Source organism: Novosphingobium sp. BW1 (genome assembly GCF_008107685.1).
Lineage (GTDB): Bacteria > Pseudomonadota > Alphaproteobacteria > Sphingomonadales > Sphingomonadaceae > Novosphingobium.
Window position 1 is genome coordinate 194,012 of record NZ_VIRF01000041.1, and the last position, 26,852, is coordinate 220,863.

The window sequence follows — 26,852 nt, forward strand, 5'->3', positions numbered from 1 at the left end:
GAGAAAGCGGGAAGGCCGGGCTTGTTCCCAACGCCCCTCAAAATCGCTGAAATTCAATAGGGTTGCGGGCACTTCCTAGCAGAAATAACGAGGTTTGTCGCACACATGGCCCACAGACCAGGACAGCCAGAAGGCGAAAAAGGAAGCAGGTAGTTTCAAGGGATCATCCCCCTCGGCCCCAAAATGGGCGACCTCCCCCCTCTCAGCCGAAAGTAGCGCGCGAGACGTGAGGTCGATGGTTTGGGGAGCCCGAGGACGACGGTACGCGGAACGGATGTCGTCTTCCCTGAACCGAACCTCAGAACTCGACTTCGAGTTCCTCCATCTCTTCGGGTTCAGCCTTCGCTGCGGCTATCCACTCGGCCATCGGCGCCCACTCGGTGATCGTCTTGCAGTAGGCGAGGCACGGCGCCGAAACGGCGACGGCATAGGTGAGGAAGCGGGTCGCGACGGGCGCATACATGGCATCGGCCACGGTGGGGTGCTCGCCGAAGAGGAATGGGCCGCCGTAGGTTTCGAGGCACTCGGTCCAGACCGTCTCGACCCGCTCGATGTCGGGACGCGCGCCCGAGAAGACGGGGAAGCTCTCGTGACGGACCTTGAGGTTCATCGGCAGCGCCGAGCGCAGGTTGGTGAAGCCCGAATGGATTTCCCCCGAGACCGAGCGGCAATGCGCGCGCGCGATGCGGTCTTCGGGGAAGAGATGTGCATCGGGGCATTCCTCGTTGAGGAACTCGGCAATGGCGAGCACGTCCCACACGCTCGCCCCATCATAAGTAAGGCGCGGCACCAGCACCGAGGGCGAGAGCAGGAGCAGTTCGGCCCGATTATTGGCATCGTTGGGTGCGGGCTTCTCGATCACCTTGAGGCCGGCCAGGCGGCACATCAGCCAGCCGCGCAGTGACCAGGCCGAATAGGTCTTGCTGGAGATCGTGAGAGTTGCCATTTCGGGCACCGTGCTGCCCTTCGTGGCCTTGCCATCAGGCGTGGACGCCGTCTCAACCATGGCTCGTATCCTTCTTCCTCGTCTGGCCGCTCGCCGGATAGCCTATCACCCCTGCAGGCTTGACGCACTGCGGAAATGCCTCTCTTACGAAAGGCGGTTTCGCTTGCATCCACCAATGATGCAGCGCAGCATGCCGGGTGCATAGCGCATGTGCAAGGCAGCAATGCCGGCCGGGGGCCTGGACCGCCGGCAGATGGAAGAGCGCCGCGTTCCCTGCCACGGGAACCCGACGCCCGACGCGGAAGACAAGGGATAAGACCCATGCTTTACGACGCCTACGAGGCCACCAACGATCTCCTCGCCCCCTCTCGCTTTGTCGCGAAGATGGCGCGGCGCTTCCGCGACGAGGCGCTCGATGGTGCAAAAGACATGCCCTTTGCCCGCCGCCTCTTCGCGCTGGCCGAAGTTTACGAAAAGGCCGCGATCACCCACAAGCGCCCGTCCTACGGCATCGAGAGCGTGCCCTGCGGCAACCGTGAGACACCGGTTGTCGAGGAAGTGCTCATGGACCTGCCCTTCGGCGACCTGCTTCATTTCGCCAAGCCCGATGTCGCGGTGCCCCAGCCCAAGGTGCTCATCGTGGCGCCGATATCGGGCCACTTCTCGACCCTCCTGCGCAACACGGTCGAAACCATGCTGTGCGACCACGATGTCTACATCACCGACTGGAAGAACGCGCGCGACGTGCCGCTTTCGGCTGGCGACTTCGGGCTCGACGACTATATCGACTACATCATCACCTTCCTGCAAGAGCTGGGCGATCCGGTCGCGCGCAAGGGCGCCAACGTGCTTGCCGTATGCCAGCCCTGCGTGCCGGTGCTGGCCGCCGTCGCGATCATGGCGAGCGACGATGATCCCTGCCAGCCGCGCACGATGACCCTGATGGGCGGGCCGATCGACGTGCGCGAATCGCCCACGCTGGTGAACGAACTTGCCACCACCAATTCCTACGACTGGTTCGCCGCCAACATGATCCAGACCGTGCCCTGGCGCAATCGCGGGGCCGGGCGGCGGGTCTATCCCGGCTTCCTCCAGCTCACTGCGTTCATGTCGATGAACATGGGCCGCCACATCGACCAGTTCCGCAAGCTCTACCAGGCGCTGGCCGATGAGGAGACGGCCACCGTCACCAAGATCGAGAGCTTCTACGACGAGTACTTCGCCGTGCTCGACCTCACCGAGGAGTTCTACCTCGATACCATCGACAAGGTGTTCCAGCGCGCGCTTCTCGCCAAGGGCGAATTGACCTTCCGGGGCGAGCCCGTCGACTGCGGCGCGATCCGCAAGACCGCCCTCCTCACCGTCGAGGGCGAGCGCGACGATATCTGCGCGGTCGGCCAGACCGCAGCCGCCCACCTCCTGTGCACGAGCCTGCGCCCGCACCTGAAGCAGCACCACCTCCAGCCCGGCGTGGGCCACTACGGCACCTTCTCGGGCTCGAAGTGGGAAAAGCAGGTCTACCCCCAGGTCAAGAATCTCATCCTCGCGATGAACTAAGTTCGACGCACGAGCCCCGAGGGCTGGGACGATTTGTCCCGGCGATCATCACCGTGCCCGCGTGACAGGCCCTGTGTTCCGGTCTAGGCGCAGGACCACCATGCACGCCCTTCGCTCCTTCCTTGCGCGCCACCTGTGGCTCTTCGCGCTCGTGCTCGCGATGGCGCTGGCCATGAAGGCGCTGGTCCCGGCGGGTTTCATGATCGAGAGCGCGGGCGCCAAGGTCCTCACGGTCGGGATCTGCGACAGCCAGGGCCACACCCGGCTCCAGAAGATCGCGCTTCCGGGCAAGCCCGACACCTCCTCGCAGCAGCACGCCAAGGCGGCGAAGGAATGCCCCTTCACCGCGCTGTCCGCGCATGCCCTGGGCCATGCGGAGCCCACGCTGCTGGCGCTGGCGCTCGCGTTCATCCTGGCGCTTGGCTTCCTGCCCGCACCGCCCCTTCGGCTCTTCCGGCCTCGCTACTGGACCCCGCCGCTGCGCGCCCCGCCCCACCTGTCCTGACTTTTGCGAGGCCCCATGGCGGGGCCTCTTAGCTTGCGAACATTGCCCCCACGATGCGCCGCCTGCGTGCGGCCGCGCGGCGCCGTTCGCCCGATCCCGCATTCAGGACACCCCATAACCATGCAGACCTGTCTCGTGCGCGCGGCGCGCACCGTTCTTTACGCCAGCACCTTCCTTGCCCCCGCCCTCCTTGCCAGCACTACCGCAAAAGCCGACGAGGCCCCGCCCCCGCTCACCGTCGTCGAGGGCCACATGCCCGATCCCACTGTGGTCGGATCGCGCGTGTCCGAGCAGGACCTGCTCGAAAAGGGCGCCATGGCCAGCGACACCGCGCAGGTCCTCGCGCGCATCGCGGGGGTCTCGGCCAACACCGGCGGCGGCTTTTCCGCCATGCCCGCTATCCGGGGCCTCTCCGAGCAACGCCTGCGCATCACCGTCGACGGCCAGCCGATCGACATGGCCTGCCCCAACGACATGAATTCGCCGCTGTCCTACACCAACCCGCAGACGCTCTCCGCGTTGACCGTGATCCCGGGCATCTCGCCGGTAAGCCTGGGCGGTGACACAATCGGCGGCGTCATTGCCGCCGAGAGCGCGCCGCCGGTCTTTTCGAAGGATGGCTCACTTCTCGTGACCGGGCGCGCCTCGGGCTACTACCGCTCGAACGGCGACGCCGTTGGCACCTCGGTTTCGCTGACGCTGGCGGGCGAGAACCTTTCGGCCACCTATACCGGCGCCTACACCCGGTCCGAAAATTACAAGGCGGGCGGGCACCTGGGCACCGTCCACTCCAGCGAATACGCCAAGAACGACCACGCGCTCGCCCTTGCGCTGCGCACCGAGGCGGGCCTTCTGGAACTCAAGGGGGGCTACCATTACAGCCCTTACGAGGGCTTCGTGAACCAGTCGATGGACATGACCGACAACCGCTCGTGGTTCGTCCAGGGACGCTTCCGGGGCGAATACGACTGGGGCAAGGCCGATCTTTCGGCCAGCTACCGCGACACCGACCACACAATGAACTTCCTGGACGACAAGCTCCCGGGCTCCATGCCGATGGAAACGCGCGTCCACATGTTCACCAGCGCGGCGAAGTTCGAGATCCCGTTGAGCGAGCATCACGTTTTGAAAACCGGGCTCGAATACCATCACCAGTGGCTGAACGACTGGTGGCCGCCGGTCGAAGGCTCGATGATGATGGGCCCCAATGCCTTCGTGAACATCAACGAGGGATCGCGCAACCGCGTGGGCGCCTTCGGCGAGTGGACCGGCGACTGGACATCGAGCCTCACCACCACGCTGGGTCTGCGTTATGACCGGGTAGAGATGAACACCGGCGATGTCGCCCCTTACGGCACGGGCATGATGCAAGCCGCCGACGTCGCGGCCGCCACCGCCTTCAACGCCGCCGACCGCCGCCGCACCGACTCCAACTGGTCGGGCTCGGCACTGGTGCGCTGGACGCCGAGCGCGGCGCTCTCTGTCGAACTGGGCTATGCGCACAAGGTCCGCTCACCCAACATCTACGAGCGCTACACTTGGGGGCGCGGATCGATGGCGAGCCGGATGATCGGCTGGTACGGCGATGGCAACGGCTATGTCGGCGACATCGCGCTCGATCCCGAGCACGCCGATACTTTCAGCGCCGCCTTTGCCGTCTCCCCGGCGAAGGACGTGCACCTGAAGGTCTCCCCCTACTACACCCATGTAAACGACTATATCGACGCCAACGTAATCGGCACGCTCGGCGAACGCGCCGTCCAGCTCCAGTTCGCCAACACCGATGCCGAGTTCTACGGCGTGGATGTTTCGGCCGACGCGATCCTTCAGGGCAGCGCCGAACAGGGCACGCTCCTCACCGCAACGCTGGCCTATGTGCATGGCGAGAACACCGGCGCAGAAGTGCCGCTCTACCACCAGATGCCGCTCAACGCCGTGCTCGCCGTCACCCATCGGACTGGCCCGCTGGAGTTGACCGGAGGCGTCGAGTGGGTGGACCGCAAGGACCGCGTCGACACCCGCCGCAACGAGCCCGAGACTTCGGCCTACGCCCTCATCAACCTGGGCGCTGCCTATACCCTGCAAGGCTGGCGCCTCGGGATCGAGGCCAACAACCTCTTCGATAAAAGCTACTACCTGCCTCTCGGCGGCATGGCCCTGGGCGGCTTCGCCGCGACCGACACCTGGCGCCCGGTCGCCGGACAAGGCCGCAGCGTCAACCTGTCGATCTCAACCGCGTTCTGACCATCAGCGCAAGGCCCGGCGCGCACGACCGGGCCTTGCGTCCGTGGGCGTTCACGTCAGGCGAACTTCCACACGCGCCCAATTTCCGGCCCACGATCGACCAGCGCATCAGATCGGGACGCAGGGCATCCAGACCATCCGCGTCAAAACCTCTCGCCGGCTCTCGAAATTGATCTTGAGCGAAGCGTCATCGAATACTCCATCGACATTCAGGGGCAACCTCGAAGGTTACCCCTCACCAATCAATTACCGAACAAAACTCAATCTGCGTGTCGCGCAAACAGCAGTTGAATGTACGTTCCTTGCCGAACGCCCGCACATCGTTTTCCCCGTCCAGGCTCCGCCAGGACCGCAAGATCTGCACTTCCCACGCCCTGGCAGGAACAACATTCGTTTCACGAGACCTTTCGACGATGAACTGGTCCTCATCGGAAGCAGCGCATGCGGGCCTGCGGGATCGACGTCCCCTGCTTGCCGCGATGTTCGCGCACGCGGGCCCGGCGCGGCAGGACGACCCGGTCGGACAGGGTGACAGCTGACACCTTTTTCCCACTGAAGTGGGTCACCTGTGTCAGCCTGGGTGTCACACTCCGCGCACCCCTCGTCCCCGGCCTCGCACTCGAGAATGTGCTCAGGCATCTTGCATTTGGCCCGCAATCGGCTAAAGGCGCCGCTTCCCACGCGTTCGTACACGGATTCGCGGGAAACTTGAAGAAAGCCGGAGGGGCCCCGCAATGGTGCGGCAAGCCAGCGATCGGTTAGACAGATAAAGGAAGCTGCAGTGCCGCTTTACGAGCACGTGTTCCTGGCGCGCCAGGATCTGAGCCAGTCGCAGGTTGATGCGCTGGCCGCCGCCGCCACCGAGATCGTCGAGAGCCACGAGGGCAAGGTCACCAAGACCGAGACCTGGGGCCTCAAGAACCTCGCCTACAAGATCAAGCGCAACCGCAAGGCTCACTTCGTGATGCTGAACATCGAGTGCCCCGGCGACACCATCGCCGAGCTCGAGCGCCAGACGCAGATCAACGAAGACGTCATCCGCTACATGACCATCAAGGTCGAAGAGCACGAAGGCGGCCCTTCGGTCCAGATGCGCAAGAACGACCGCGACAACCGTCGCCGTCGCGACCGGGAGAACTGATCCATGGCACGTGCATTCTTCCGCCGCCGCAAGTCCTGCCCGTTCTCGGGCAAGAACGCGCCCAAGATCGACTACAAGGACGTGCGCCTCCTCCAGGGCTTCATGTCCGAGCGTGGCAAGATCGTCCCCAGCCGCATCACCGCGGTGTCCGCCAAGAAGCAGCGTGAGCTGAGCCAGGCCATCAAGCGCGCCCGGCACATCGGCCTGCTGCCCTTCATCGTCAAGTAAGGGAGGAATTACCTCATGGATATCATCCTCCTCGAACGCGTCGAGAAGCTCGGCAACATCGGCGACGTCGTCACCGTCAAGGACGGTTTCGCACGCAACTTCCTTCTTCCCAACAAGAAGGCCCTGCGCGCCAACGAAGCCAACAAGAAGGTCTTCGAAGCCAACCGCGCCAAGATCGAAGCCGACAACGCCGAAAAGCGTTCGGCCGCCGAATCGCACTCGACCAGCGTCGAAGGCAAGCAGGTCGTCCTGATCCGCGCGTCGTCGAACTCGGGCCAGCTCTACGGCTCGGTCACCGTGCGTGACATCGCCGAGGCCCTGAACGCCGAAGGCGCGCAGGTCACCAAACAGATGATCGTGCTCGAGCACCCGATCAAGACCCTCGGCGTCTTCGACGTGCGCGTCTCGCTGCACCCCGAAGTGGCCGTCAACGTCCAGGTGAACGTCGCACGTTCGCCTGACGAAGCCGAACTGCAGGCCCAGGGCGTCAACGTCATGGAAGCCATGTTCGAAGAAGACACCAGCGGCTTCACTGAGGCTTACGATCCCAACGCCGAGCCCGGCGAGATCGCAGTCGAGGAAGAAGCTCCTGCCGAGGACGGCGAAGAGCAAGCCTGAGCCTCCTCTTCCTGACCTTCAGGACACGAAAAACCCCCGCGCCGGACGGCTGCGGGGGTTTTTTCGTGGCTCCTCCACCTGTTGCGCCCGCGCAACGCTCGGGCCACTGCACGAATGCAATCTCCCCGCCTGCCCTTGCACTGCAACATGGATTGCGTAACTACAGGCGATGCAAAACAGAATAGATCAGATCCACGCGGAATTGGTCCGCGTCTATGAAACCGCCGTCGCCACTCTCAAGGCGGACATCGCCGCCTATGTCGAACACGGCACACTCCCGCCCTTGGAGCGCCGCAGCCAGCGGGAGTGGACCTATCCCGAACTCACCGTGCGCTATGCGGGGCACGAACGCGAGGCCGTCTATGGCCGCGCCTTTGGTCGCCTCGTCGAAACGGGCACCTACGCGACCACGATCACCAAGCCCCACCTCTTTGCCGATTACCTCAAGGAGCAGCTCACCCTGCTCGATGCCGAGTACGACATCGAGATAGAGGTCGCACGCTCGGATCAGGAAATTCCGTTCCCCTATGTTCTCGACGGGATCGGCGTAGGCACGGCGACACCGCAGCAGCTTGCCGCCCACTTCCCAAGCACGGAACTGGCGATGATCGGCGACGAAATCGCCGATGGCCTGATGGTCTTTGCCGAAACCGATCCCAAGCCGCTCGCGCTGTTCGACGGTCTGCGCACCGACTTCAGCCTCGCACGCATGGCCCACTACACCGGGACCAGCCCTGACCACTGCCAGAAGTTCATCCTGTTCACGAACTACCACCGCTATGTCGATGAATTCGTTGACTGGGCGGGCAAGCAGATCGGTCAGGACGGCTACACCGCATTGGCAGGCGCGGGCGGCCTCTATCTGGACGAGCGCACCGACAACGCCCGCGCGCGTCTGTCCGACACCGCCTGGCGCCGCCACCAGATGCCCGCCTACCATCTTGTGCGCGAGGACAAGTCGGGCATCACGCTGGTCAACATCGGCGTTGGCCCCTCCAACGCCAAGACGATCACCGATCACCTCGCGGTCCTGCGCCCCGAAGCCTGGCTGATGATTGGCCATTGCGGCGGCCTTCGCGAAACCCAGCGCATCGGCGACTTTGTGCTCGCCCACGCGTACCTGCGCGACGACAAGGTTCTCGATCCCGTGCTGCCTCCCGAGATCCCCCTGCCTGCCATCGCCGAGGTCCAGCAGGCGCTTGCCGAGGCGGCCGAAATCGTCAGCGGCGACAGCGGAGCCAACCTCAAGAAGCGCATGCGCACCGGCACGGTCGTCACCACCGACGACCGCAACTGGGAACTGCGCTACACCGCATCGGCCCACCGCTTCAGCCTCTCGCGCGCGATTGCCATCGAGATGGAAAGCGCGACCATCAGCGCGCAAGGGTACCGCTTCCGTGTCCCCTACGGCACGCTGCTGTGCGTCTCGGACAAGCCCCTTCACGGTGAACTGAAGCTTCCGGGCCAGGCCAACCGCTTCTACGAGGAAGCCATCGCCGGACACCTCAAGATCGGGCTCCACGCCTGCGCCCTGCTGCGGGCAGAAGGCGACAGCCTCCACAGCCGCAAGCTGCGCGCCTTCGATGAGCCTCCGTTCCGCTAAAGCCCGCTGGAGTCGATACGAAAAAAGCCGGGATGCGTCGTTCGCATCCCGGCTTTTTTAATGCGTGAAGTAAAGGCTTACCAGCCCATCTTCTGCCCCTCGTTCTGCTCGTCGAGCCACTCCTTGAGCGGCGCGAAGTAGTCGAGCATCGGCTTGGCGCTCATCTTCGAGGAGCCGGTGAACGCCTTGAGCGCTTCAGGCCAAGGCTTGGACATACCCATGCTCAGCATCGCGTTCAGGTTCTCGCCCACTTCCTTGTTGCCGTAAAAGCTGCAGCGGTGCAGCGGCCCTGTCCATCCGGCCTGCTTGCACGCAGCCTGATAGAACTGGAACTGCAGTATCCGCGCGAGGAAATAGCGCGTGTAAGGCGTGTTGCCAGGAATGTGGAACTTGGCACCGGCATCAAAGCCGTCCGCCGGACGCTCCACCGGTGGCACGATGCCCTGGTACTCCAGGCGCATCTTGGTCCATGCCGAGTTATACTGCGCAGGTTTGATCGAACCGTCGAAGATACCCCAGCGGTAGCGGTCGATCATCAGGCCGAACGGCAGGAACGCGACCTTGTCCATTGCCTGACGCAAGAGCAGGCCAATGTCCTTATCGGCGCTGGGCACCTTGGCCGGTTCAAGCAGGCCGATCTGGACCAGGTAGCGCGGCGTGATCGAAAGCGCGACAAAGTCACCGATAGCCTCGTGGAAGCCATCGTTCGCACCGTTGAGGTACAAGTAAGGCTGCTCGTTGTAGGCGCGCTGGTAGTAGTTGTGTCCCAGTTCATGGTGGATCGTGATGAAGTCCGTCGAATTCACCTTGGTGCACATCTTGATGCGGATGTCGTCCTTGTTGTCGACATCCCAGGCCGAAGCGTGGCAGATCACTTCCCGGTCGGCGGGCTTGGTGATCATCGAGCGCGTCCAGAAGGTTTCCGGGAGCCGATCGAAGCCGAGCGAGGAATAGAAGCCTTCGCCGGTCTTCACCATGTCGACAGGCGTTTCGCCCTTCGCCTTCAGCAGATCACCGATGTCGTAACCAAGATCGCCAGCCCCTTCGGGCGCGACGAGCGGGTAGATGCTCCCCCATTCCTGCGCCCACATGTTGCCAAGCAGATCGGCACGGATCGGCCCGGTCTGCGGCTGCACGTCCGAACCATATTTCGCGTTGAGCTTATTGCGGACATACGTATGCAGCGCAAGATAGAGTGGCTTGACCTCCTGCCACAGGCGCTCGGTCTCGGCGGCGAAAGCTTCCGGCTCCATGTCGTAGCCGGAGCGCCACATCGCGCCGACGTCGGCGTAGCCAAGTTCGCGAGCACCAGCGTTGCCGATCTCGACCATGCGCACATAATCGTCCTTCATCGGCGCACCGACGTTGTCGTGCCAGCTCGCCCACATCTCGGCAAATTCGGCCGGTGTGTGATCGAGGTTGCCCATTTCCTCCTCGATGTCCGAGCCGTTGATCTCCTGACCATTGAGAGTGCCCCGGCCCTTGCCATAGGTCGCACTGAGATCGGTCATGATCGTGCCCAGCTCGTCCGCCGCGCCATGCGTCGTTGGCGCAGGCATGACGATGCCCTGGCTCAGGATATCGAGCTTGCGCACGACGTCGGGAGCGAGCCCGGGAATGTCCTTGTAGCGCGCCGCTTCGACCGCGTACGCGACCTGCTTTTCGGTTAGTTCGGCATTCGACTTGGACGCGAGCGCGTTGGTGTCGTCGGTGATGTAGGTGCTGTTGACCCAGTTCACGCGCGCATTGTCGAGCGAGAAGTCGGAAAGATCCTGTTCGGCTGCGGCGACGAAATCCCCAGCGCCTCGCACGGTGTGCGGATAACTCGCCGCGGTTTCCTGAGCCCAGGCGGCGGGGACTGCAGCAAAGGACAAGCTCGCCGCCAGCGCGGCAAGAGCTGTGGTCGCACGTTTCATGGAAAGAAAATCACCCTGTTTTGTATCTGTCGGACCGGAAGACTAGCCAATGGTCCGACAAGATCAACATAAGAGACAGGGCGAACCGCAAGGACGCCGGCCGAATCAGGCGAGCAGGAACTCGGCCATCGCACGCCCCATCTCCTTGAAGGTCACCGAAGACATGTGGTTGCCCGGCGTTTCGGCGTAGTGGCCGTCCGGCAAGGCATCGGCCAGTTCCTGCGCCTTGCCGTTGTCCTCATCGTCCGCACCGCACACACACAGCGTCGGCATCATGATGCGCGCCAGCTCCGAAGGCGCGGTATCGTCGACCGAACCCAACAGCAGCCGGGCGGCCTCGCGATCAATCTTCATCGTCTTCATAAAAGCCTGGGCCACGAAAGCCGGGTCTCCGCGCTCAATGGAACCGAAACGGTCGATGGCATCGACGAAATGAGCCGAACGATGCGCCCAGCCCGAAAGCCCGGACAGGCCCATCCCCGCGAGGATCAGACGGCGCGGCGCAAGCCCGGCCAGAACACCGCGCGCGGAAGTCCGGGCCCCCAACGAGAAGCCGCCCATATCGTAATCTCTCAGCTCCAGCTCGGCGATAATGCTCTTGAGATCCTCGACCAGGACATCCTCGGGATAGGCGCGCGGATCATGCGGCGCCTCGCTTTCACCGTGCGCGCGAAGATCGGGCATGTAGAGACGGAATCCCGCATCCACGAGGATCTGTGCATTGCCGTACTTGATCCAGTTCACGTGCGCGCTGGAGAACAGGCCATGCAGCAGGACTAGCGGATGCCCGCTCGCCTCCCCCATGCAATGCACCACCAACTTGGTATCGGCGAAACCCTCGACAATCCGGCTTTCGATCTCACTCACGCGCGCGCCCTTTCTCATACCAGAAGAGGCAGGCACCGGCCTCGCGGGACCAGCATCCTACCTCTCACCGGGGGTCTTTGCGCGGCTCGGCGCGATCTTGCAACCTTAGCCAGAGGCTTTCTCCTCCCACTGATCGAAAGCTTCCAGGGCCTGTGCCGCATACATCGCGGAAGGGCCTGCCCCCATGTAGACCGCAAGGCCCATGGCCTCGGCGATCTCATCGCGGGTCGCCCCGGCACGCTGGGCCCCTGAGGAATGGTAGGTGATGCAAGGCCTGCAGCGTGCCGCCACGCCGATAGCCAGCGCGATCAACTCCTTGGTCTTGGTGTCGAGCGCACCGGGCGCAAGGGCTGCCTTACCCATCTCGGAAAAAGCCTGCATCGGCCCCGGCGAGCTCTTCTTGAGTTCACCGATGGCCGGGTTCAGGTCCTTCGCCATCTGCGGCCAGTCGTGAAAGTTGCTCTTTGACATACCTTCTACCTCCTTGATGGGAGCACTGTGCGCCCCGTGATCCGCGTGTCGCCTTGCGCCAGATCAAGAGCCACCCAACACAGGCCCACCTTCCAAGGCAGCGTCGGCCTCCCGGCACTATCGGGGTATGTCCCGAGGCTTGCTTGCGACAAAGGTTCGGATGTCGGCTATCGAGAGGACCGGACAAAGAAGCCCCCCGCCAGTACACCTGACGGGGGGCTTCAAAAACCGTTCGCAAAGTACTGAAATCAGCCCTTCTTGAGATGGCGGCGGCCAAGCAGTTCGGCGATCTGAACCGCGTTGAGCGCCGCGCCCTTGCGCAAGTTGTCCGAAACGCACCACAGAGCAAGGCCGTTCTCGACCGTGGGGTCTTCGCGCACGCGGCTGATGTAGGTGGCGCTGTCGCCCACGCACTCAACGGGGGTGACGTAACCGCCGTCTTCACGCTTGTCGACGAGCATCACGCCCGGAGCTTCGCGCAGGATGTTCTGCGCTTCCTCGGCCGAGACTTCCTTTTCAAACTCGATGTTGAGCGCTTCGGAGTGGCCCACGAAGACCGGCACGCGCACGCAGGTCGCGTGCAGCTTGATCTTGGGATCCATGATCTTTTTGGTCTCGACGACCATCTTCCACTCTTCCTTGGTGGAACCATCGTCGAGGAAGACGTCGATGTGCGGGATCACGTTGAAGGCGATCTGCTTGGTGAACTTCTTGGCCTCGACCTGGTCGCCTACGAAGATCGCGCGGCTCTGCTCGAACAGTTCGTCCATGCCCTGCTTGCCCGCGCCGGAAACCGACTGGTAGGTCGAGACCACGACGCGCTTGATGCCGAAGGCATCGTGCAGCGGCTTGAGCGCGACAACCATTTGCGCGGTCGAGCAGTTGGGGTTGGCGATGATGTTGCGCTGCGTGTAGCCATCGATCGCATCCGGGTTCACTTCCGGCACGATCAGTGGCACGTCAGGCTCCATGCGGTAGAGCGACGAATTGTCGATCACGACACAGCCCTGTGCAGCGGCCTTGGGTGCGTAGATCTTCGTCGGACCCGAGCCCGCGGCGAACAGCGCAATGTCCCAGCCCGTGAAATCGAAGTGCTCGATGTTCTTGACCTTGAGTTTCTTGCCGGTCTCGCCGAAATCAATCTCCGTGCCGGTGGAACGCGACGAAGCCACCGCTGCGATCTCGTCGCAGGGGAACTCGCGCTCGGCAAGGATGCTCAGCATTTCGCGGCCGACATTTCCGGTCGCGCCGACAACGGCTACCCGGTAACCCATTTCAAGATCCTTCTTGGCTTAACACGCAAGGACCCATGCCCAAACGTGAAGGCGGGCGGTTACAGGGTCCTGCCCCCAATGACAAGCGCCCTTTGCCATTGATTGCGCAAAATGCGCCCGATTGCCGCAAAAGATTACGCAAACAGCAGCAGCAACACGCAAAATCGGTCAATCCTGGCGCGGAACGAACTGTCCATGTGCCACAGCACAAAGGAAAAGGGCGCCCACCGAAGCGACGCCCTTTGCCCTGTTCTCAATCTGGTCGCCGCTTTGCTCAGTGCGCGGTCGCCCCGCTCACGCCGCCGTGGGCCGGAGGCGCTGCCGCAAGTTCATCCGCCTCAGTCCACTCGATGGGCTCGAGCGTATCAGTCAGCGCGCGGGCAAGCACTTCGTCAACATGGCTGACGGGAATGATGTCCAGGCCCTGCTTCACATTCTCCGGGATCTCAGCCAGGTCCTTGCGGTTCTCTTCCGGGATCAGCACCGTGGTGATGCCACCACGCAGCGCCGCGAGTAGCTTTTCCTTGAGACCACCAATGGGCAGAACGCGACCACGCAGCGTAACTTCGCCAGTCATCGCGACATCCTTGCGCACCGGCACGCCGCTCAGCGTCGAGACGATGGAAGTCACCATACCGATACCCGCCGAAGGTCCGTCCTTGGGCACAGCACCTTCGGGAAGGTGGATGTGGATGTCGCGCTTGTTAAAGATGCTCGGCTTCACGCCGTAGGCTGGCGAGCGCGCCTTCACGAAGCTCCAAGCGGTCTGGATCGACTCGTTCATGACTTCGCCCAACTTGCCGGTTGCCTTGATCTGGCCCTTGCCCGGAACGGTCACGCTTTCAATAGTCAGCAACTCGCCGCCCACTTCGGTCCAGGCAAGGCCTGTCACCGCACCGACCTGGTTCTCCTCTTCGGAATTGCCATGGCGGAACTTCTGGACACCGGCGTAGTCGGCAAGATTCTCGGGCGTGATGATCACGCTCTTGGTCTTGCCCTCAAGGATCTGGCGCAGCGACTTGCGGGCAAGACGCGCAATCTCACGTTCCAGCGTACGCACGCCCGCCTCGCGGGTGTAGTAGCGGATAAGATCGCGCAGACCCGCTTCAGCCAGCGTGAATTCGCCGTCGTTCAGTCCATGCGCCTCGACCTGCTTGGCCACAAGATGACGCTCGGCAATCTCGACCTTCTCGTCCTCGGTGTACCCCTCGAGGCGAATGATCTCCATGCGATCGAGCAGCGCCTGCGGCAGATTGAGGCTGTTCGCGGTGCACACGAACATCACGTCGGACAGGTCGATGTCGAGTTCCAGGTAGTGGTCCTGGAACTTCGCGTTCTGTTCGGGATCGAGCACTTCAAGCAGCGCCGAAGCCGGATCGCCGCGGAAGTCCTGGCCCAGCTTGTCGATCTCGTCGAGCAGGAAGAGCGGGTTCGACTTGCCTGCCTTGCGCAGGTTCGAGACGATCTTGCCCGGCAGCGAACCGATATAGGTGCGGCGGTGGCCGCGGATCTCGGCCTCGTCGCGCACCCCGCCCAGCGACTGGCGGATGAACTCACGGCCCGTCGCCTTTGCGATCGACTTGCCCAGCGACGTCTTGCCCACGCCCGGGGGCCCCACGAGGCACAGGATCGGCCCCTTGAGCTTGTTGGTGCGTGCCTGGACGGCCAGATACTCGATGATGCGGTCCTTGACCTTATCGAGCGCGTAATGGTCGGCATCGAGCACGTCCTGCGCGGTCGAAATGTCGCGCTTGAGCTTGCTCTTCTTGCCCCACGGCAGGCCGAGAAGAATGTCGAGATAGTTGCGCACGACGGTCGCTTCCGCGCTCATCGGCTGCATCGACTTCAGCTTCTTGAGTTCGGCGTTCGCCTTCTCGCGCGCTTCCTTGGAAAGCTTGGTCTTCTCGATCTTGTCCTGCAATTCCTGCAGCTCGTTGGCTTCCTCGCCTTCGCCGCCGCCGAGCTCGGACTGGATCGCCTTGAGCTGCTCGTTGAGGTAATACTCGCGCTGCGTCTTTTCCATCTGGCGCTTCACGCGCCCCCGGATCTTGCGCTCTACCTGGAGGACTCCGAGCTCGCCTTCCATGAACGAATAGACCATTTCCAGACGCTTGAGCGGATCGTCCTCGGAGAGGACCGCCTGCTTGTCGGAAACCTTGGCGGAAAGCTGTGCGGCGACCGTATCCGCGAGCTTGGCCGCATCCTCGATATCGTCGAGCTGGTCGCCCGCGTCCTGACTCAGCTTCTTGTTGAGCTTGGCGTATTCATTGAACTGGTCAATCACCGAGCGCATCATGGCCGAGACCTCGGTGCCCTCGGCCTCCGCCCCTTCAAGCTTCTCGACTTCGGCGAGCAGCATCTCGCCATCGTCGGTCTGCTCGGCGCGTAGGCGTTCCAGCTTCGCGCGCTCCTGCCCTTCGACGAGAACACGCACGGTGCCGTCGGGGAGCTTCAGAAGCTGAAGAACGCTGGCAATTACGCCTGTATCGTAGAGATCATCGCGATCCGGGTCGTCGCAGCCCGGATCAAGCTGCGCGAGCAGGAAAATGTCCTTGTCGCCTGCCATCGCGGCTTCAAGGGCTGCCACCGATTTTTCACGGCCGACGAACAACGGCACCACCATGCCGGGAAAGACGACAATGTCACGGAGCGGAAGCAGGGGCAGCAGGTTCAAGGGCATTTCCATCTGGTCTTGTTCATGGGGGGCCGTAACGGCCACCCAGCTTAGAGTGTTGCACGATATGGGGGCGAATTATCAATCCGCAATGGAGGTAGCGCGCAAAGCCTTGTGGAAGTGCTTCGAAGGCCCTGCGGCAGTTTCCCTTGCCCTGTTAGATCACGGCACAGCCGGGTCACCCAAGCTGCGGACAACCCGGCACAAATTCTTCAGAACGGCATCTTGAAGCCCGGCGGCAGACCCATGCCCTGCTGCGCCTTGCCCATCTCTTCATTCGCCACCGAATCGGCCTTGACCCGTGCGTCGTTGTAGGCCGCGGCGATCAGGTCCTCGAGCATTCCCTTCTCGCTCGGCTGCATCAGGCTGTCGTCGATGGCGACACCGATGACCCGACCCTTGGCCGAGCAGCGAATCTTCACAAGACCGCCACCCGAAAGTCCCTCGACTTCCATCGAGTCGAGCTTGCTCTGCGTTTCGGTCATCTGCTTCTGGATCGTTTCGGCAGCCTGCTGGGCCGCCTGAATCATTTCTTCCATGGACTTCATTGCATTATCTCCAGTTGCGGCCACCACCGCCAATGGCGGCGGGCCGTTCATCCTCGATCAGTTCGGCGTCCGGGAAGGCTGCCAGAGTCGCCTCCACGAGCGGAGCCCTGCGCAGGGCCTGCGAAGCCGCCGCCTGGTCGGCCTCGGCCCGCTCGACAATTGTCGGCATCCCGCCACTTTCGACGCGCTCGACTTCCCAGCGCTGGCCAGTTGCCTTGGCGAGACCATCACGCAGGTAGCCGCTGATATCCTCGCGAAAGCTCGGTGCAAGCTCGTATTTCAACGTTCCCGGTGCAAGTTGTGCCACCCGCACCTGCATGCGCATGATGTTCGCAACCGTCGGACCGCCTGCATGCTCGACTTCATCGACCAGACTGTCCCAGCGCGCCGCCAGAAATTCCGGTGCGATAGCCTCAGTCGCAGAAGCAGGCGGAACTGCCGGGTCCGGCGCGGGAGCCTGGTCCGGCGCTGATGTCGCAGGAGCCGAACCTGCAGGAGCAGCCGACGCGACCGCCTCAGCCGTTGCGCCCGATGGAGCAGCGGTCGCGGGCGCTGGCGCAGATGCCTGGGTGGGCACGGGTCCGCGCGCGACGAGGTCTTCCAGCTTCTTCACCAGCGCCCCCGGATCGGGTATGTCGCTGGCATGCATGATCCGCAGCAGCGCCATCTGCGCGGCAACCAGCGGATCGGGCGCGGATTTCACTTCCTCGAAGCCTTTGAGGAGGAGCTGCCACAGCCGATGGACCTGTCCGGCAGAGAGGGACGTTGCCCAGCCTCCAATGGCTTCGCGCTCCTCGGCCGAATGCGCCTCCGGCTCGGAACCGGAGACCTGCGCCAGCGCGATACGGTGTGCAAGGTCCATCTGCCCGCGTATCAGCGCGATCGGCTCGACGCCGAGCGCGAACTGGCGCGCCACGATCTCGAGAACGCCCGCGCCGTTACCTTCCAGCAGGCTAGCGAAAAGCTGGCGCTGCACGGTCTTGTCAGACAGGCCCAGCATGTCGCGCACCTTGTCAGCGCGGACCTGCCCCTCCCCGTCCAGGTCGGCATGGGCAATCGCCTGGTCGAGAATCGAGAGGCCATCGCGCACCGAGCCCTCGGCGGCCGACGCGACCATCGCCAGCGCCTCGTCCTCGGCCTCGACACCCTCAAGTCCGCAGACCTTAGCGAAATGCTCGGCCAGCATGGGTGTGGGAATACGGCGCAGGTCGAAGCGCTGACACCGCGAGAGCACGGTGACCGGCAACTTGTCAACTTCGGTCGTCGCGAAGAGGAACTTCACGTGCGCCGGGGGTTCCTCGAGCGTCTTGAGCAACGCGTTGAACGCGTTGCGCGAAAGCATGTGTACCTCGTCGATGATGTAAATCTTGTAGCGCGCCGAAACGGCAGCATAGCGTACCGCCTCGATGATCTCTCGGACATCATCGACGCCGGTATGGCTGGCCGCGTCCATCTCGATCACGTCGATATGGCGCCCCTCGGCAATCGCGCGGCACGGCTCGCACTGGCCGCACGGATGGATCGTGGGGCCGCCTTCGCCATCGGGACCGATGCAGTTGAGCGCCTTGGCGATCAGGCGCGCGGTCGAGGTCTTGCCCACCCCGCGCACGCCGGTCATCAGAAAGGCATGGGCCAGGCGATCGCGCTTGATCGCGTTGGCCAGCGTGCGAACCATCGCTTCCTGCCCGATCAGCTCGTCGAAGGTCTGGGGGCGATACTTGCGGGCAAGCACCCGGTAAGGCTGCTGCGCGTCTTCGGACGAGACAGCCGGGGCGGACTTTGCCGCCGGCGTAGGCGCAACATCCGTGACGGACGCGGCCGGAGCCGGAGATGGTGCCGGCTCGATGGCTGGAGCGGCCTCCTCGGCAGGTGCCGCAGGTTTGCCACCGAACATGGAGGCTTGTCCGGCCGCTTCCTGTTCCGCCGCACTGGGCCCGTCAGGGGTCTTGTCCGCATCGTCTCCGCGGTCCTGCGCCGGAGCCTCCCCGAGCATCGAGGCCTGCCCGGCATCCTCAAGCTCCTGAGAGGTGGGGCGCGGATCGTCCTGCCCGGCGTCATCCCAGGGCGGGCGGTTCTCAGGGTTTTCGCGTGAATCGTCCATCGTGCTGGCAAGACTAGGCGCTTGCGCACGGAATGTCAGGTGCGTTGCGCGTTGCTCCACAGACTCGCGCGCTCTTGAGGACAAGCCGTACACCGCACGCAGCTTGCCAAAGACAGTACCAGCGCACATCACCAATGCTCCCCCATCAAACAATTGGATTTGATATGATTTCGGAAGTTCTTGCGCTGTTTGCCGCCTCCGCAGCTGCGCCGGCGCCCACAGCAACACCCCTGCCCAAGCTACCCGTGTTCGCGGCAGACGACTGCGCCAGCGCCAATTCGCGCGCCAAGGTCCTGACCAGCCCCTTTGCCGATGGAACCTACGAGGAGCACCTGGAGGATTATGTAAATGCGCGCGCGCAAGGCACGCTGGGGCGCCTCGACCACACGGACATCTCTGCAGAGCAACGCCGCGCGATTCTGGATGCGACGCTCATGAGCCCCGAATTTGCGTCGACAACCAATGAAAATGCCCGGCGCGACGCCGCGCTCAAGCCGCATTTCAAGACGCTGGAAAGCGATCCCAGCGATGCCGAGGCCTGCCGCGCCATCGTCCACATCTCGGGTGAGATCCACACAATGCTGCTTTCAGTCGCAGCCCAGTGGGACAGGCTTGCGCTCACGATCGACCGGGAAATCACCAGGACCGAAGAGAACGATTGAGGCACAAACAAAAACAGCGCCCGATGGGCGCTGTTTTCAAAGGAGCCGAATGACCCGTCGCAATCCGTTGTGGCTGCTTCCTTCCGGACCTGACCAAGTTGGCGAACGCAAACGTCCATCCGACTCCCGGCGCGCCCTATGGCAATGCTTTGGCAGGAATGCAACCCGGGAATTGCCTGGAGCTCCTGAAGCCGGGCAATTCCTTTCAAACGCTTGCCCGCTGAGGGAAAAGCTCAGCGAAAGTTGTCGGCGTAAGCCTGGATCTTGAGGCGGCGCGGCGGAGTCGCGTGGACTTCGGCATCGATACCGTAACGCGTCGCGTAGGCCTTGGCTTCGTCGGCGCTGTTGAAGCGCAGCTGGAGCTGCTGCTTCATGTCGCCCGAACCGGCCCACCCCATGAGGGGATCGGGCTTCTTGGCCTCGGCGGGTTGGAATTCGAGGACCCACTGGTCCAGGAGGGCCTTGCCCGACTGCATGGCATTCTTCGGGCGCTGGTAGATGCGTGCACTCATGGGGATGAGCATTGCCCCCAAATCGCGCCAGAAATCAAGTTCAAATCACGCCTTTCCGGAGCGTTCGAACGCGTTTTTGGTCTTCAGACTGGGGTTCTCGTTCCAGGGTTCGTCCGGCCAGCGGTGCCGGGGATAGCGGCCCTTCATCTCGCGCTGTACATCCTTCCAACTACCCCGCCAGAACCCAGGGAGATCCCGGGTGGTCTGGATCGGACGGCCTGCGGGCGATGTCAGCTTCAAAAGCAATGGATTTTCAGACTTCCCATAGGCCGGGTGCCGGTCGAGCCCGAACAGCGCCTGCACGCGCACCTCGACACTTGGCCCGCCTTCATCTTCATAGTCGATGGCATGGCTCGTGCCGGCCGGACTACGAAATTCCGCTGGAGCCAGATGATCAATTCGCTGCTGATCATCCCATGTCAGGCGCCCGCGCAGCGCGCCATGAAGCGCTCCTTGGTCGATTGCGTCGAGTCGCCGTCCCAGAGCCGGGCCCAGCCAGCTTTCGAGGTCTTCGAGCAGCGCAGCCTCGGCCAAGGCATCCAACCCGGCATGACGCGCACGTCGTAAAAGCGCCTGCGAGGCCCTGCCCATCGGCACGATGTCGAGCCCACTGGCGCGCACTCTCTCGAGAAGAAAGGTGCGAATCGCATCTTGGTTGGGTGCGGGATCGGGTCTGCTCGCCAGCACGATCGCACCGATCCGTCTCTCAAGCCGGGCCTCCACGCGCGCCTCTGCCTCGTTCCAGCGCAAGATCGAGCAGCGCTCCATTCGATCCCCCAGCCAGGCCTCGACATCCGCCGCTTCCAGCGGGATGCCCGAGAGAATGCGCGCACCGCGTGCCTGCCCTTGCGCATCGCCGATCACCATCCACTCGCTTGCTGCGAGAGGTGAGGCCGGATCGAGGACATACCCACGCCCCCCCGCCGACAACCAGTGCTCCCCGCTCGCATCGCGGCGCCGGGCCAGCATGCTGGGCTGCCCCCTGGCAAGGAATATCGCGAGCGGCACGTCCTCCTCCTCGACAGCCCCTCCCATCAGCGCCTGCGCCTTGCGGGCCCAGCCTGCCGCCAGCTGGCGCGCAGCTTCGGCGCGCCCGGAGCGATCCGCGCCCCACCGCGCCAGGCGCTGCGCAAGATCATCGCTGCGCCCACCAAGGCCCCTTTCCTGCAAGAGCAGCGCGAGCCGGGCAGCTGTGCGCGCACATCCATGTGGGCAGGCCTGAAGGATCATGCTCGCATGGCTTGGACTGACAGGCAGGCGCGAAACCTTGTCTCCGAAAGGCGTGATCCGCCCCCCGTCGTCAAGCGCCCCAAGCCCGCGAAGCTGCGTCCTCGCCGCCGCCAGCGCGACTTCGGACGGCGGGTCGATCCACGCCATCCGAGCCGGATCGCCTGCTCCCCACTGTGCAAGCGAAAGCGTGAGGGGCGCCAGGTCGCTGACCTTGATCTCGGGAGGCTCGAAGGCGGGCCGTCCCGCGTGCGCCGCCTCCTCCCACAATCGGTAGGCTACGCCCGGCCCCTGACGGCCCGCGCGTCCGGCCCGCTGCGCCGCCGAGGCCTGGCTGGCCGCGTGCGTAACGAGGCGGGTCACGCCTGCGGCCTTGTCGAACTCCGCGCGCCGCGCCAGCCCGGCATCGACCACGATGCGCACGCCATCGAGAGTAAGAGAAGTTTCGGCGATGGCGGTGGCCAGAACGATCCGGCGCTGCCCTTCAGGATCGCGCCGGATAGCTGCGCGCTGGGCTGCGGGATCGCATTGGCCGTGCAGCGCATGAATTTGCGCGGACGGCAGGCGTTCGCGAAGACGTTCCGAGACGCGCTCGATCTCGCGCACGCCAGGCAGGAAGGTCAGAATATCCCCGTCCTCCTCGCGCCAGGCCTGCTGGACGGCCGATGCCACCGATTCCTCGATACGCTTCTCGGCCGCGCGCCCGAGCCAGCGGATTTCGAGCGGCCAGGCACGCCCCTCACTCTCGATAACCTGCGTGCCCGGCCCCAACAGACTCGCAAAGCGGGCACCGTCGAGCGTCGCGGACATGACCAGGAGGCGCAGGTCCTCACGCAGCACGTCCTGGCTTTCGCGCGCCATGGCCAGGCCGAGATCGCTGTCGAGATGACGCTCGTGCGCCTCGTCAAACAGCACCGCACTGACCCCTTCCAGCTCAGGATCGGCCAGGATCGTGGAGACGAAAATCGCCTCCGTCATCACCAGGATCCGCGTGCGCGCCGAGGTCCGGCTATCGAGCCGCGTCAGATAGCCAACCGTATCGCCCGCCTTTTCACCAAGCTGCTCGGCCATCCGTTCCGCCGCCGCCCGGGCCGCGACACGGCGCGGTGAAAGCAGGATGATCTTACCCGTACACCATGGCTGGGTGAGCAGCATGGGCGCGGCGGCGGTGGTCTTGCCGGCCCCTGGAGGTGCGATGAGGACCGCCCCTGCATGCGTATTGAGGGCCATGCGAAGCTGGGGAAAAACCTCCTCTACCGGCAAGCGTGTCATCTCCGGCCTCCCGAAAGATGGTCGCCGCATTCACACGATCTCCGCAACAATACGCAAGTTATATGGTTAAATGCATGAAACATCGTAGAAGGAAAAACCTGCCTCAATTTCCGGCACGTGTACATTTCGTCAATCATTGTCCGTTAGCCATGCCTGCGGAGACTACGGATTTGCAGCAAGAGAATAGCCCTCGCCTGAACACCGCGAAAGCCGGTCAGCATCCGTTGGTTGTCGCGCAGTATTTGCGTCTGCGCCAGCAGATCCCGGCTCTCTACGGGCTTCTGTCCACAAACACCACGATCCTGGCCTTTACCCATCGCCACGTGGCCCCTGCACTACTCGTATTCGCCATACCTGCGGTTATGGTCGGCATTTCGCTGGTGCGCATGGTGATTTGGATCCGACCGGTCAAGGCGGATTCCTTCGTTCCCAGCCTGGTAGCGGCCAAGCTCCAAGCCACGACGCGCCTCTCCTTCCTGTTCTCTCTCGCCTTCGTGTTCTGGGCCTTCACGCTCGATCTCTATGGCGGACCTTATGAACACGGACATGTTTCGATCTTTCTAGCCGTAACCCTGCTTGGCTGCGTTTACTGCCTCAGCTTCCTGCCGCAGGCCGCCGAGGCGGTTTGCCTGACCGGCACCTTATCCTTCCTCGCCCACGCGCTCTACGTTGGAACCGAAGTCAACATCGCAATCGCCATCAATCTCGCGCTGGTGGCTGTCGTCATCTTGAAGCTGACTCGCAACTCCTACAACGCCTTCGTGGAGCTCGAAGTCTCGCAGCGCGCGCTCAACAGCGAACGGCGCCAGGCCCAGTCGCTGGGCGAAGAAAACGCCTACCTCGCGCAGACCGATGCTCTCACTGGCCTTCCCAATCGCCGCTACTTCTTCACCGCCCTCGAGAAGCTCCTTGCCGGTTCGCCGCGCGAGCGCCCGTTTTGCGTCGGGCTGCTCGACCTCGACCGCTTCAAGCCGGTCAACGACACCTATGGCCATGCCATCGGTGATCGCCTGCTCTCCATTCTGGGCCAGAGAATGGTCGAAGCCGCGCCCGTCGATACCATCCTTGCGCGGCTCGGCGGTGACGAATTCGGGCTCATTGTCATCGGCGACCTCGAGCAAGCCGAAGCCGTCGCCCAGCGCCTCGCCGAGGAAATCGGCAAGCCTGGGCAACTGGGCGATGTGGTCGTGTCGGTCGGCTGCTCTGTTGGCCTTGCCTCCTATCCCGAAGCGGCGACAACCGCCAACCTGCTGTTCGACCGCGCCGACTTTGCGCTCTACCACGCCAAGAACCACAAGCGCGGGCAATGCGTGCGTTTTACCGAGGAGCTGGAAGCCCTGATCCGATCCGAGCAGACGCTCGAGACCGCGCTCCAGGCGGCCGATCTCGACGCCGAACTCTCGCTCGCCTTCCAACCGATCGTCGACACGACAGACCTTCGCTTCATCGGCGTCGAGTGCCTGGCGCGCTGGACGTCCCCCCTGATCGGTGAGGTTTCGCCCGAACAGCTCATTGCGACAGGTGAGCGTCTTGGACGCGCCCGCGACGTCACCCTGATCCTTTTCGACAAGGCGTTGCAGGCGATGGGCGCGCTTCCCGAGAACCTGCGCATGTCCTTCAATCTGTCCGGCCACGACCTTTCCGACCCGAGCACGATTGCCGGGCTGCTCGAACGGATCGAGGGAATGACCTGCTCGCCCAAGCGCTTTCTCTTCGAGATCACCGAGACTTCGCTCATCACCGAACTGGAACGTGCCCGCAGCGCGCTTGGCCGCCTTCACGCAACCGGGGCCAAGATCGCGCTCGATGATTTCGGCACTGGATATTCCAGCTTGTCTTCGCTTCATCAGTTGCCGCTCGATGTGCTCAAGATCGACCGCAGCTTTGCCTCGCAGCTCGACGAAGCGGCCGGACGACGGCTGAACACGGCGATCCGCAACCTTGCCCGTTCCCTTGACCTGGAATGCGTGATCGAGGGCATTGAAACCGACAACCAGCTTATCAGCGCACGCCTGGCTGGTTTCCCGCTTGCGCAAGGCTATCTCATTGCCCGGCCCATGCCGCTTGCGGCCCTGTTGCACCGGATGGAAATGGACAGCAACGTCCACACGCAGCTGGCCCAATAGCAAAGTCCGCGTGATGGTTTTTAAGGCCTAGAGCCTACGGATACCGTAGTCGATGCGGATCCGCACCCAGGTGCCCAATTGGGGTTTCCCGTTGATCTGCGGCGGCTTCACGCGGAACTGCCAAGCTGCGTTGAGGACCGCGAGCCCGAAGCCCGATCCCCGCGGCGATTCGCCCAGAATCTGGCAGTTCTCCACTCTGTAGTCGGCAATGGTCTGGCATGCGATGAGACCGTATCCCTCATCGGGCCGCTGCGCGGGCAGGTAGCTGGCCAGTTCGGCATTGGTCGGCCGTCGGTACCAATCCGCGTTATAGAGAACAGCGCCGCCTGGCCCCTCACCCGGCCCGTAGGTCTTGCCCCCTCCCGCTTCGTTTCCGGTCGTTGGCGCTGGCGCGCTCATCTTGCCAATATCGGCGGCGGCCATGTCGGTGCTCGACATCTTGAGCCAGGAATAGGCAGGCTTGGGCTGCGGCGCAGTCGGCGCCTTTTCCGGCGGCACTTCGACCGGCTCGACGAAGCGCTCGGGCACTTCGCGCTCGGCGGGCTTTTCCTCTTCTTCCGCCTCTTCCTGCTTTTCCTCAGCGGCCTTGTCGCCCTTGTCCTGATGCTCGCCCTCGACGTCGAAGCTCGTCACCTTGGGGGCGGCATCGTCAAGGTGCGGCGCGATCTGGGTCTGGTAGATCGCCGCAAGCAGAACAAGCACGACGATCCCCGCCGACAGCGACGCTGAAAGGGCACGCTGGCGCGCGGAACCGGAGCGGTAACCGGTATGGGAAAGTGCCGAGACGTCTCGCATCACGGCCTGCCTTAGCGGTCTGCCAAGAGCGCTGCAATTGCCGTGGCCGCGCAAATCGTGCGTTACGCCGCCCTTATCGGGCGCGTAACGCTACGCACTTGAAATCAAGTGACGATCCGCCCCTCAGTAGCGACGAGCGACCGCGAACTGGACAGCTTCGGCCATGGCGTCGCGCGCCGCGCCCGACGGGAAGATCGACAATGCATCGATGGCACGCTGCGCGTACATACGCGCGCGCTCGCGGGTCGCTTCGACACAGCCGTGCTTGTTGATAAGCGTGATCGCGTGAGCGAGGTCCTCGTCATCGCAGCGAAAGCCCGCAATGGCATCTTCCCAGAACTTGCGCTCCTCGGCGTTGCCGCGCGCGTAGGCCAGGATCACCGGCAGGGTCATCTTGCCCTCACGGAAATCGTCGCCCTTGTCCTTGCCCGATTCAGCGGCCTCGGAATCGTAGTCGATGGCATCGTCCACCAGCTGGAACGCAATTCCAAGATTGCGGCCATAGGAATCGAGCGCCAGTTCCTCGGCCTCGCTCTTTTCGGCAATCACGGCGGAAATGCGCGTGGCCGCAGCAAAGAGCGCTGCCGTCTTGGAGCCAATGATGTCGAGGTAATGGTCCTCGCTCGTCTCGATCCGGCGCTGGGCGGTCAGCTGGTCAACTTCCCCCTCCGCGATGATCGAACTTGCCGTCGAGAGGATCTTGAGCACCTTGAGGCTGCCGTCCTCGACCATCAGTTCGAACGAGCGGGTGAAGAGGAAGTCGCCCACCAGCACCGTCGCGGGATTGCCGAAGACAATGTTGGCCGCCGCCTTGCCGCGGCGCGTTTCCGAACCGTCCACGACGTCGTCGTGCAGAAGGGTGGCGGTGTGGATGAATTCCACGGCGGCCGCCAACTTGTGGTGGCGCGTGCCCTGGTAGCCGCACAGCTCGGCCCCGGCGACCGTCAGCATCGGGCGCATACGCTTCCCGCCGCCGGCAATCAGATGCCCGGCGAGCGCCGGAATCAGGGGGATCTCGCTCTGCATCCGGTCAAGGATGACAGCGTTGACGCTGTTCATGCCCGGCGCCGTCAGCGCCAGCATGGGAGCGAGGGAAGGCTGCGACCCGCGTTCCCGCAAGGATATGACTTCTGCACTCATCGGGGGCGCAATGGGGGCTCACGCTCTCTGACGCAAGTGCAAAAAGGACGCCTTCGGCTCCATTGCGCGACTGGCCGAAGGGCCAAAGCCATGCTAGCGCGCCCAGACGATGACACAGGATACGCCCGCCACCGATCCGGTTCTTGCCGGCTTTCGTTCGAGCATCGACAATATCGATGCCGCCCTCATCCACATGCTGGCCGAGCGTTTTCGGATCACGCAGGCGGTCGGGGCTTATAAGGCCGAACACGATCTGCCCGCCTCAGATCCCGGCCGCGAGCAGATCCAGATCGACCGTCTGCGCAAGCTCGCCGAGGATGCGAATCTGGACCCGGACTTCGGCGAGAAGTTTCTGCGCTTCATCATCCAGGAAGTGATCCGCCATCACGAGCGGGCCAAGAACGCCTGATCCCGCGCACGCCCTG

22 protein-coding genes and 1 other RNA gene are annotated in these 26,852 nt (G+C 63.5%); 10 read left to right on the plus strand and 13 right to left on the minus strand.

Annotated elements, in window-relative coordinates; translation table 11 throughout:
* Positions 1–298 precede the first annotated feature (298 nt).
* A complete protein-coding gene (locus FMM79_RS02540; protein ID WP_148626170.1) occupies positions 299–946 on the minus strand; it encodes a glutathione S-transferase in 648 nt (215 codons plus the stop codon).
* A gap of 321 nt (positions 947–1,267) precedes the next feature.
* Here FMM79_RS02540 and FMM79_RS02545 point away from each other — a divergent pair, with 321 nt between their 5' ends.
* From FMM79_RS02545 to FMM79_RS02575, 7 genes are all read left to right on the plus strand, one after another.
* Positions 1,268–2,503 carry a polyhydroxyalkanoate depolymerase gene (locus FMM79_RS02545; RefSeq protein ID WP_148625843.1) on the plus strand — a complete coding sequence of 412 codons (1,236 nt, stop codon included), beginning with the start codon at positions 1,268–1,270 and terminating at the stop codon, positions 2,501–2,503.
* A 100-nt stretch (positions 2,504–2,603) separates the two neighbouring features.
* Positions 2,604–3,008: a DUF2946 family protein gene (locus FMM79_RS02550; protein ID WP_148625845.1), complete on the plus strand. Its 405-nt coding sequence runs from the start codon at positions 2,604–2,606 to the stop codon at positions 3,006–3,008.
* Between the two features lie 120 nt (positions 3,009–3,128).
* Positions 3,129–5,252 (plus strand): TonB-dependent receptor, encoded by a 2,124-nt coding sequence (locus tag FMM79_RS02555; RefSeq protein WP_148625847.1) that lies wholly within the window; start codon positions 3,129–3,131, stop codon positions 5,250–5,252.
* Between the two features lie 781 nt (positions 5,253–6,033).
* Entirely contained in the window at positions 6,034–6,393 is a 360-nt protein-coding gene (gene rpsF, locus FMM79_RS02560) for a 30S ribosomal protein S6 (protein WP_039394560.1), read from the plus strand.
* Between the two features lie 3 nt (positions 6,394–6,396).
* A complete protein-coding gene (rpsR, locus tag FMM79_RS02565) occupies positions 6,397–6,621 on the plus strand; it encodes a 30S ribosomal protein S18 (protein ID WP_039284546.1) in 225 nt (74 codons plus the stop codon).
* Positions 6,622–6,636: 15 nt separating this feature from the next.
* Positions 6,637–7,239, plus strand: coding sequence for a 50S ribosomal protein L9 (gene rplI, locus FMM79_RS02570; RefSeq protein WP_148625849.1), 603 nt, complete (start codon positions 6,637–6,639; stop codon positions 7,237–7,239).
* 169 nt (positions 7,240–7,408) lie between these two features.
* Positions 7,409–8,842 carry an AMP nucleosidase gene (locus tag FMM79_RS02575; protein ID WP_148625851.1) on the plus strand — a complete coding sequence of 478 codons (1,434 nt, stop codon included), beginning with the start codon at positions 7,409–7,411 and terminating at the stop codon, positions 8,840–8,842.
* A gap of 77 nt (positions 8,843–8,919) precedes the next feature.
* Here FMM79_RS02575 and FMM79_RS02580 read toward each other — a convergent pair whose 3' ends face one another.
* The 7 genes from FMM79_RS02580 to FMM79_RS02610 form a co-directional block, all read right to left on the minus strand.
* The gene (locus tag FMM79_RS02580) at positions 8,920–10,758 is read right to left on the minus strand and encodes a M2 family metallopeptidase (protein ID WP_148625853.1); all 1,839 of its coding nucleotides are present in this window, start codon (positions 10,756–10,758) and stop codon (positions 8,920–8,922) included.
* 105 nt (positions 10,759–10,863) lie between these two features.
* Positions 10,864–11,562: an alpha/beta fold hydrolase gene (locus FMM79_RS02585; protein WP_371710731.1), complete on the minus strand. Its 699-nt coding sequence runs from the start codon at positions 11,560–11,562 to the stop codon at positions 10,864–10,866.
* Between the two features lie 168 nt (positions 11,563–11,730).
* The gene (locus FMM79_RS02590; RefSeq protein WP_148625857.1) at positions 11,731–12,096 is read right to left on the minus strand and encodes a carboxymuconolactone decarboxylase family protein; all 366 of its coding nucleotides are present in this window, start codon (positions 12,094–12,096) and stop codon (positions 11,731–11,733) included.
* A 248-nt stretch (positions 12,097–12,344) separates the two neighbouring features.
* On the minus strand, positions 12,345–13,370 hold the full coding sequence (locus tag FMM79_RS02595) for an aspartate-semialdehyde dehydrogenase (protein WP_148625859.1): 1,026 nt from the start codon (positions 13,368–13,370) through the stop codon (positions 12,345–12,347).
* A gap of 274 nt (positions 13,371–13,644) precedes the next feature.
* Positions 13,645–16,050 carry an endopeptidase La gene (gene lon, locus FMM79_RS02600; RefSeq protein ID WP_240338949.1) on the minus strand — a complete coding sequence of 802 codons (2,406 nt, stop codon included), beginning with the start codon at positions 16,048–16,050 and terminating at the stop codon, positions 13,645–13,647.
* A 206-nt stretch (positions 16,051–16,256) separates the two neighbouring features.
* Positions 16,257–16,592 (minus strand): YbaB/EbfC family nucleoid-associated protein, encoded by a 336-nt coding sequence (locus FMM79_RS02605; protein ID WP_148626171.1) that lies wholly within the window; start codon positions 16,590–16,592, stop codon positions 16,257–16,259.
* 4 nt (positions 16,593–16,596) lie between these two features.
* On the minus strand, positions 16,597–18,693 hold the full coding sequence (locus tag FMM79_RS02610) for a DNA polymerase III subunit gamma/tau (protein WP_148625863.1): 2,097 nt from the start codon (positions 18,691–18,693) through the stop codon (positions 16,597–16,599).
* Between the two features lie 164 nt (positions 18,694–18,857).
* On the opposite strand from FMM79_RS02610, the gene FMM79_RS02615 reads away from it, so the two are divergent.
* Positions 18,858–19,355 carry a hypothetical protein gene (locus FMM79_RS02615; RefSeq protein ID WP_162528422.1) on the plus strand — a complete coding sequence of 166 codons (498 nt, stop codon included), beginning with the start codon at positions 18,858–18,860 and terminating at the stop codon, positions 19,353–19,355.
* A gap of 35 nt (positions 19,356–19,390) precedes the next feature.
* Here the strand turns inward: FMM79_RS02615 and ffs are convergent.
* The 3 genes from ffs to hrpB all read right to left on the minus strand — a co-directional run bounded on the left by ffs (position 19,391) and on the right by hrpB (position 22,366).
* Positions 19,391–19,485, minus strand: an RNA gene (gene ffs / locus FMM79_RS02620) — signal recognition particle sRNA small type.
* A 103-nt stretch (positions 19,486–19,588) separates the two neighbouring features.
* The gene (locus tag FMM79_RS02625) at positions 19,589–19,867 is read right to left on the minus strand and encodes an ETC complex I subunit (RefSeq protein WP_039394582.1); all 279 of its coding nucleotides are present in this window, start codon (positions 19,865–19,867) and stop codon (positions 19,589–19,591) included.
* Positions 19,868–19,912: 45 nt separating this feature from the next.
* Positions 19,913–22,366, minus strand: a complete 2,454-nt coding sequence (hrpB, locus tag FMM79_RS02630) for an ATP-dependent helicase HrpB (RefSeq protein WP_148625866.1) — start codon at positions 22,364–22,366, stop codon at positions 19,913–19,915.
* A gap of 170 nt (positions 22,367–22,536) precedes the next feature.
* On the opposite strand from hrpB, the gene FMM79_RS02635 reads away from it, so the two are divergent.
* Positions 22,537–24,492 (plus strand): bifunctional diguanylate cyclase/phosphodiesterase, encoded by a 1,956-nt coding sequence (locus FMM79_RS02635; protein ID WP_240338933.1) that lies wholly within the window; start codon positions 22,537–22,539, stop codon positions 24,490–24,492.
* Between the two features lie 27 nt (positions 24,493–24,519).
* Here FMM79_RS02635 and FMM79_RS02640 read toward each other — a convergent pair whose 3' ends face one another.
* Both FMM79_RS02640 and FMM79_RS02645 read right to left on the minus strand, forming a co-directional pair.
* Positions 24,520–25,287 (minus strand): energy transducer TonB, encoded by a 768-nt coding sequence (locus FMM79_RS02640; RefSeq protein WP_148625870.1) that lies wholly within the window; start codon positions 25,285–25,287, stop codon positions 24,520–24,522.
* A 123-nt stretch (positions 25,288–25,410) separates the two neighbouring features.
* Complete coding sequence (locus FMM79_RS02645; RefSeq protein ID WP_148625872.1) at positions 25,411–26,427, minus strand: polyprenyl synthetase family protein; 1,017 nt, start codon at positions 26,425–26,427, stop codon at positions 25,411–25,413.
* A 109-nt stretch (positions 26,428–26,536) separates the two neighbouring features.
* Between FMM79_RS02645 and FMM79_RS02650 the strand changes: the two genes are divergently transcribed.
* Complete coding sequence (locus tag FMM79_RS02650; protein WP_148625874.1) at positions 26,537–26,836, plus strand: chorismate mutase; 300 nt, start codon at positions 26,537–26,539, stop codon at positions 26,834–26,836.
* Positions 26,837–26,852 lie beyond the last annotated feature (16 nt).

Excerpts from the sequence above, each read along its gene's own strand:
- FMM79_RS02540 (WP_148626170.1), bottom strand. The coding sequence starts at position 946 with ATGGCAACTCTCACGATCTCCAGCAAGACCTATTCGGCCTGGTCACTG.
- FMM79_RS02545 (WP_148625843.1), top strand. The coding sequence starts at position 1,268 with ATGCTTTACGACGCCTACGAGGCCACCAACGATCTCCTCGCCCCCTCT.
- FMM79_RS02550 (WP_148625845.1), top strand. The coding sequence starts at position 2,604 with ATGCACGCCCTTCGCTCCTTCCTTGCGCGCCACCTGTGGCTCTTCGCG.
- FMM79_RS02555 (WP_148625847.1), top strand. The coding sequence starts at position 3,129 with ATGCAGACCTGTCTCGTGCGCGCGGCGCGCACCGTTCTTTACGCCAGC.
- rpsR (WP_039284546.1), top strand. The coding sequence starts at position 6,397 with ATGGCACGTGCATTCTTCCGCCGCCGCAAGTCCTGCCCGTTCTCGGGC.
- rplI (WP_148625849.1), top strand. The coding sequence starts at position 6,637 with ATGGATATCATCCTCCTCGAACGCGTCGAGAAGCTCGGCAACATCGGC.
- FMM79_RS02575 (WP_148625851.1), top strand. The coding sequence starts at position 7,409 with ATGCAAAACAGAATAGATCAGATCCACGCGGAATTGGTCCGCGTCTAT.
- FMM79_RS02580 (WP_148625853.1), bottom strand. The coding sequence starts at position 10,758 with ATGAAACGTGCGACCACAGCTCTTGCCGCGCTGGCGGCGAGCTTGTCC.
- FMM79_RS02585 (WP_371710731.1), bottom strand. The coding sequence starts at position 11,562 with ATGGGGGAGGCGAGCGGGCATCCGCTAGTCCTGCTGCATGGCCTGTTC.
- FMM79_RS02590 (WP_148625857.1), bottom strand. The coding sequence starts at position 12,096 with ATGTCAAAGAGCAACTTTCACGACTGGCCGCAGATGGCGAAGGACCTG.
- FMM79_RS02595 (WP_148625859.1), bottom strand. The coding sequence starts at position 13,370 with ATGGGTTACCGGGTAGCCGTTGTCGGCGCGACCGGAAATGTCGGCCGC.
- lon (WP_240338949.1), bottom strand. The coding sequence starts at position 16,050 with ATGCCCTTGAACCTGCTGCCCCTGCTTCCGCTCCGTGACATTGTCGTC.
- FMM79_RS02605 (WP_148626171.1), bottom strand. The coding sequence starts at position 16,592 with ATGAAGTCCATGGAAGAAATGATTCAGGCGGCCCAGCAGGCTGCCGAA.
- FMM79_RS02610 (WP_148625863.1), bottom strand. The coding sequence starts at position 18,693 with ATGGACGATTCACGCGAAAACCCTGAGAACCGCCCGCCCTGGGATGAC.
- FMM79_RS02615 (WP_162528422.1), top strand. The coding sequence starts at position 18,858 with ATGATTTCGGAAGTTCTTGCGCTGTTTGCCGCCTCCGCAGCTGCGCCG.
- FMM79_RS02625 (WP_039394582.1), bottom strand. The coding sequence starts at position 19,867 with ATGAGTGCACGCATCTACCAGCGCCCGAAGAATGCCATGCAGTCGGGC.
- hrpB (WP_148625866.1), bottom strand. The coding sequence starts at position 22,366 with ATGACACGCTTGCCGGTAGAGGAGGTTTTTCCCCAGCTTCGCATGGCC.
- FMM79_RS02640 (WP_148625870.1), bottom strand. The coding sequence starts at position 25,287 with ATGCGAGACGTCTCGGCACTTTCCCATACCGGTTACCGCTCCGGTTCC.
- FMM79_RS02645 (WP_148625872.1), bottom strand. The coding sequence starts at position 26,427 with ATGAGTGCAGAAGTCATATCCTTGCGGGAACGCGGGTCGCAGCCTTCC.
- FMM79_RS02650 (WP_148625874.1), top strand. The coding sequence starts at position 26,537 with ATGACACAGGATACGCCCGCCACCGATCCGGTTCTTGCCGGCTTTCGT.